The sequence below is a fragment of the uncultured Gemella sp. genome, from assembly GCF_963525165.1.
Lineage (GTDB): Bacteria > Bacillota > Bacilli > Staphylococcales > Gemellaceae > Gemella.
This window is the reverse complement of sequence record NZ_CAURJN010000062.1, coordinates 1-4,268: the sequence shown is the minus strand read 5'-3', so window position 1 is coordinate 4,268 and position 4,268 is coordinate 1. Positions and strand designations below refer to the sequence as shown.

The 4,268-nt window shown below is 32.1% G+C and carries 2 protein-coding genes; one reads left to right on the top strand and one right to left on the bottom strand.

Going from position 1 to position 4,268, the window contains the following annotated elements; translation table 11 throughout:
* The coding region (locus tag RWQ74_RS08610) for a hypothetical protein (RefSeq protein WP_314397892.1) at positions 1-1,576 on the top strand (1,576 nt) is incomplete at its 5' end.
* 68 nt (positions 1,577-1,644) lie between these two features.
* Here the strand turns inward: RWQ74_RS08610 and RWQ74_RS08605 are convergent.
* Positions 1,645-3,825 (bottom strand): cation:proton antiporter, encoded by a 2,181-nt coding sequence (locus RWQ74_RS08605; RefSeq protein ID WP_314397890.1) that lies wholly within the window; start codon positions 3,823-3,825, stop codon positions 1,645-1,647.
* Between the last annotated feature and the right edge of the window lie 443 nt (positions 3,826-4,268).

The window sequence follows — 4,268 nt, the reverse complement described above, 5'->3', positions numbered from 1 at the left end:
AACTTCTGAAGAAGCAAAAGCTAAAAAGGAACTAGCAGATGCACAAAAAGATGGGGAAGATATTATTAATGAACGAGTATCTTCAAAACTAGGTGAAATAGAAAAAGTTAAAGGCGAAGCCGAAAAAGAAAAATTAAAAGCGGAATTAAAAACATTAAAAGAAGACGCATTAGCCGCAATAAAAAATGCTAAGAATCATGATGCTGCAGTAGCTGCTACAGATGAGTATCAAACTAAAATTGATGGAATTAATGTTCCAGGTGAAGAGTTACCAGCACCAAATTATGATAAAGATAATTTAACCAATGGTCGTAATGAGGGGACTACGATTGAAGGTGGTAGCACAGCAATAGGACATGGTTCAGGAGAAGCATCTTCAGAAGCAACACAACCTGAATCATCAGCGACAGCTTCAACAGGAGCGGCATCTCAACCGAAAGCAACATCAGCTTTAACAGGAGCAGCAACGCAACCGGAAGCAGCAACAGAATCACCAGCGCCAACAGCACCAACTTCAGATTCAGCGCCAACTGCAAAACCACAACCAGCTGCAACATCGGAAACTGCGACATCAGGAACTTCTAGTTTCAGAAATGCACCAGAAGTTCAAATTAGAGCAAGAAGAGTAGCACGTGCGGCAAATCAACCAGACGGTACGGTAAACATAAGTTATAATTATGATGGAATGCCAGATATCAATGGATTTTTATCTGATCCAGGAGAAAATAATACAGTAGCTATTCCAAATTCAGCAACTGAAGATGAAGTGAAAGAATTAGTTAAAGCAAAAATTCAAGCTAAGGCTCAAGAATTAGCTAAACATGGATATAAAGTAAAAGAAGAAATAGTATTCGAGCAAGATACTATTGTGAAGAACTTCAATTATGTAGTTACTTTCACTAAAGAGAAAACAGGAACTACAGGCTTCAGAATTGCACCAGAAGTTCAAGTAAGAGCTAAAAAAGTTGTAAAAAGAGATTTATCAAATAAAACAAAACAAATAAATATCTATTACAATCTAACAAATCTAAAAGATATAGCCGGAGCATTAGGTGAAGTAGGAGAAAACAATATGTTAACTTTATCTGGAAATGCTACAAAAGAAGAAATTAAGAAAGCTATTGAAGAACATACAAAATCTCAAATAGAAAAATTAAATAAACAAGGTTTTAAAGTTGTTTCAACTACTGATTTAGATCAAATCGTTGAAGGTGGAGATAGCTATGACTATGTTGTAGAATTCACAAAAGAATCTAAATCAACATCAGTTAACAATACAGGTTTTAGAAAAGCTCCATTAGTTCAAAAAAGAGCTAAAAGATCAGCAGAAGTACAAGAAACTGTAGATGTTAATATTTACTTCAATTTAAAAACTTTACCAGGAATAGCTGGAGCATTGGATGTAGATGGAGATACTACTATTAAACTTCCAAAAAATGCTACGGAAGTGCAAGTAAAAGCAGCAATTCAAGGGAAAATCGCTAAAGTGGAAAAACGCGGATACAAAGTAAGTGATTTTTACTTCGGAGCAAAAACAGATCGTGGTTACGATTTTGTCGTAGAGTTTAAAAAATAAAAAATAACTTAAATAATACTGACCTCAGAGTTTAGATAATAATCTAACTTGAGGTCAGCTTTTTTATTTTATTCTTCTTCAGTTTCACGAGGGAAAATCATAGATTCACTAAAGTTCAAGTTGCGAAGAGCGGTGTAAGAATCTTCTAGAGAAATATAGTTTAACTTTCTCATCGTTAATATTCTATATTTTAAAAGTCGAACTAACTCCATTTGAAGTTCTTTAAGTTCTTCTTCGAAATCGATGTCTTCTAAAAATACTTCAAATAAAGTGAATGAGTAGTATTTATATACATCTTTAACGAATTCTGCAGTATTTTGATCTGAACACTTTTCATCAATAACCTTATAGGCTGTCTCAAGAAGTACTTTTCTTACTGTAGGCGAGCAATCAATGATAGCCTGAATTTGGCTAGAAGAAGCTTCAGCTTTTTGTTTAATTTCATCTAATTTATTGACGAAGTTTACTTTTCTTCTTTTTGGTATTTTTTCTTTAAGTTTCTCATAAAATTCTGGAGTTAGATCTTTAGCCACAAAATGACGAGTTAAACGACGTTTTAGATTGGATTCTTTTACATATATTCTTAAATTAAGTAATAGGTTTTTTGGTATCGAATATGTGAATAATAAAGATTTTCTAAGTTGCATAAGTTTAGAAATTTCCAGGATTTGCTCAATGTTAGGATTGTCCTTAAGTATTTCAGGGAGAACTTTGTCTTGTGCTTTCATTATTTTTTTGTGTAGTGATAGTGGTTCGTTTGTATTTTTAAATCTTCCAGTTTGCATGTTTTTAAAGTATGCTTTTAGTTCGTGTAGACTTTTTATTTCAAAAGCATACGCAACTTTTTCTTCGATAGATTTCTTAGAAATATCACGTTCTTTTAGTTCCTCAAGTGTGCCTTCTAAGATTTTTTCACGAAGAGAGTATTGAGTATATTCTTTCTCTTCATCTTCGTTCTTAACAACAAGAGGAAGGGCGATTGTACCGATAATAATACTTAGTAAAACGACGTTACTCGCAATGAATAGGATGGTATTTCTAAGAGGGAAGTTATCCCCAGTAGCAGTTACAACCGGAATCATAAGTGCTGTAGCAAGTGTTACTGTACCGTGAATACCACACAAACTAGTAATTAAAGAGTAGTTAAATCTAGAATAGTTACCTTTGTCAAATTTTCTATTTAGTATTATTTTCGCTGTTTTTCTAGCAGTCGTAAAATGATGAGGTTGGAATGATATGTAGTTGAAATATACAAAGGTCAATCTAACTATCATTAGACCTAAAACAATAACTAATGAAATTATGAATCCATATACAATATCAATCTCCCTATTATTAAACACAGTATGATATATCTCAGGGAGTAAATATCCTAAAAAGGTAAATACAAAACCATTTAGTACATAACTTGCTATTTGTTGAGTACTGTCTATAGTTACTGCAGCATCACTACTTACAACAGTAAGTAAGTGATGCTTTCTTTGGTAGTTGTATACTAGAGCTGTAATTACTACAGCTACGATACCAGAGACACCAATATGTTCCGCAAGATAGAATACTATAACTGGTGTTATTAATTGAAAAATAACTAAAATATTAAATTCGTCAGCAAATTTTGTTGAGAATATAAACTTAATATAAGAAAAAGTTATCCCAATAATAAGTCCAAAGATCGCTCCCCCTCCTGCAACTACTAAAAATTTATAACTAGCATTCGTGACAGAAAATGTGTTAGTAAGAACTGCTGCTAGAGCTATATTAAATGATACAAGACCAGAAGCATCATTTAGAAGTGATTCCCCTTCTAATATAGCCATAAGTCCTTTAGGCAGCTTCATTCCTTTAGTTATTGATTTAACAGCCACAGCATCTGTAGGCGACAGGACAGCAGCTAAAACAAAACATGCTGCCCAAGGAATCATTGGAAGTAGTAAATGAATTATGCTACCAACGATAATTACCGTCACAAGAACTAAAAATATTGCCATATATATAATTGGACGTTTGTATAGCCAGATATTCTTTAAGGACGAGTTGAATCCATCAGTGAATAGTAAGGGAGCGATAACTAACATCATAAACATTTCTGATTCAAACTCAAAATGAAGTGGAAGATTTGGAATAAATGTTACCGCAGCACCAAGTATTATTTGGAATAAAGCTGCGGGAATACGTGGAAAAAGATTATTTAAAAATGAACCAAGTATTACAATTATGACAAATATACCTAGGGTAGTTAGTATTTCCATAGAAAACTCCTTTGTAATTATTTTATTATTTATTTGTACCAATATATTTTACAATTATTTAATATTAAAATCAACGATTATACAATCTGAAAGAAATTAATAATGAATATTGTAAAACAATAATTTTGTAGTTGGTAATAGCCCCTCAAATTTGGACAAATTTTTAGGGTTATTGCCAGTTTTTTGAAGAGTTTTTTTTATTATTTTTTAGATGCTAGTTAAGGGCTTCAGTACACGTCAATAGACGTCAAAATATTGATTTTAAATGATTTTTGATTTTTTGAAATTCATTATATCGCACTATAAATCAATAAAAACTCTATCTTTTTTAATTAAATATATCAGTTGGATATTGAAATTAAGCCCTGCTATCATTTCGATGGCAGGACTTTTTAATATTTGGTACACTAACTTCTTATCTATATTTTGGTGGATTTTAAGTT

Excerpts from the sequence above, each read along its gene's own strand:
- RWQ74_RS08605 (WP_314397890.1), bottom strand. The coding sequence starts at position 3,825 with ATGGAAATACTAACTACCCTAGGTATATTTGTCATAATTGTAATACTT.